The sequence below is a fragment of the Segetibacter aerophilus genome (assembly GCF_007991655.1).
GTDB classification, from domain to species: Bacteria; Bacteroidota; Bacteroidia; order Chitinophagales; family Chitinophagaceae; genus Segetibacter; species Segetibacter aerophilus.
The window spans coordinates 1-1,633 of sequence record NZ_BJYT01000068.1; the positions used below are offsets into that span (position 1 = coordinate 1).

1 protein-coding gene is annotated in these 1,633 nt (G+C 45.7%); it reads left to right on the plus strand.

Annotated elements, in window-relative coordinates:
- On the plus strand, nucleotides 1-1,633 hold a 1,633-nt coding region (locus SAE01_RS24285; RefSeq protein WP_147206425.1), incomplete at both ends, for a non-ribosomal peptide synthetase.

A 1,633-nucleotide genomic window follows, 5' to 3' on the forward strand; every position in this document is an offset into this window, starting at 1 on the left:
AATAAGAGTTTAGTTGATTTATTTGAAGAACAGGTAATAAAATCACCGGGTTCTACATCAGTAGTATATAACGGATCAGAGGTAAGCTACCAGGAACTTAATGAGCGCTCCAACCGGTTAGCACATTATTTACAGGATAAAGGAGTGAGGCAAGGAATGCTGGTGCCGATCTGTATCGAGCGCAGCATAGAGATGGTAGTAGGTGTACTTGGAATATTAAAAGCCGGGGCAACGTATGTACCTGTAGATCCTGAGTATCCCTCAGATCGCATTAGTTATATGCTTCAGGACAGCGGGGCAAACCTGGTGATCAGCAGCCGCAAAAGCAGGTCTAAAGTAGTCGATGCAGGAAAGATAGAGATTGTAGAAATGGATGGAGACCGGGCAGTGATCAGTACCTATCCTTCGGATAAACCTGCAATTACTGCCAGTCGCGATAACCTGGCTTATGTCATTTATACTTCAGGTTCTACCGGCAAGCCCAAAGGGGTAAGAATGGGTGAAAGCGGAATGGTAAATTTACTAAGCTGGCAACAGAAGCAGTTTGAGAACAAACACAGGAGGGTACTGCAGTTTGCCAGCCTCACCTTCGATGTTAGCTTCCAGGAGATCTTCTCTACGCTGTGTTTTGGCAGCAGTTTATATTTAATCAGCGAAGAGCGTCGCAAAGACATGTCAGCGATGCTCAGCGATATAAAGACATACGGCATTACCCACTTGTTTGTGCCTTACATTGTTTTAAAAAGCCTGGTAGAATATGTTCAAACCCTTGCAGGTAGTGGAGATATTGTACTTCCTGAAGAGATCATTGTAGCCGGAGAACAACTAAAGCTAACCGACGACATCCGTGAGCTGATACAACAAAAAGGAGTTAAGCTCATTAACCAATACGGGCCAACAGAAGCACACGTAGTAAGCAGCTATAACATTGATGCTGCAACTTCCCCGGCCCTGCCTCCGATTGGTAAACCAATAGATAATACACAACTATATATAGTTAATGCTGCAGGAGAATTATCTCCCGTAGGAGTACCGGGCGAATTATACATAGGCGGAGTACAGGTAGCGCAGGGTTACCTGAACAAGCCCGAATTAACGGCAGAAAAGTTTATCGCTGACCGGTTCAGTAACAAAGAAGGAGCAAGGCTGTACAAAACAGGAGATTTAGCGCGGTGGTTACCCGATGGTAACATAGAATACATGGGTCGAATAGACGACCAGGTAAAGGTGCGAGGCTACCGCATAGAACTGGGTGAAATAGAAAGCATACTACAGCAAAGCGGGCTGGTAAGCAAGGGCGTTGTACTGGCAAGAGAAGACAGTAACGGACACAAAAGACTGGTAGGATATGTAGTATCATCAGAAACAAAGTTCGACAAGCAGGCAATGATGACCTACCTGCACAAGCACCTGCCCGAATACATGGTACCTGCCCTATGGGTAGAGTTGGAAAGCATGCCGGTAACACCAAATGGCAAGGTAGACAAAAGAGCGCTGCCCGAACCAGATGCAAGTGAGCTGTCAGGCAAAGAATATGTAGCCCCTCAAACCGAAACAGAGAAAAAGCTGGCAACCATCTGGCAACAACTGCTGGGAGTTGAAAAAGTAGGTATCCACGACAACTTCTTCGAAC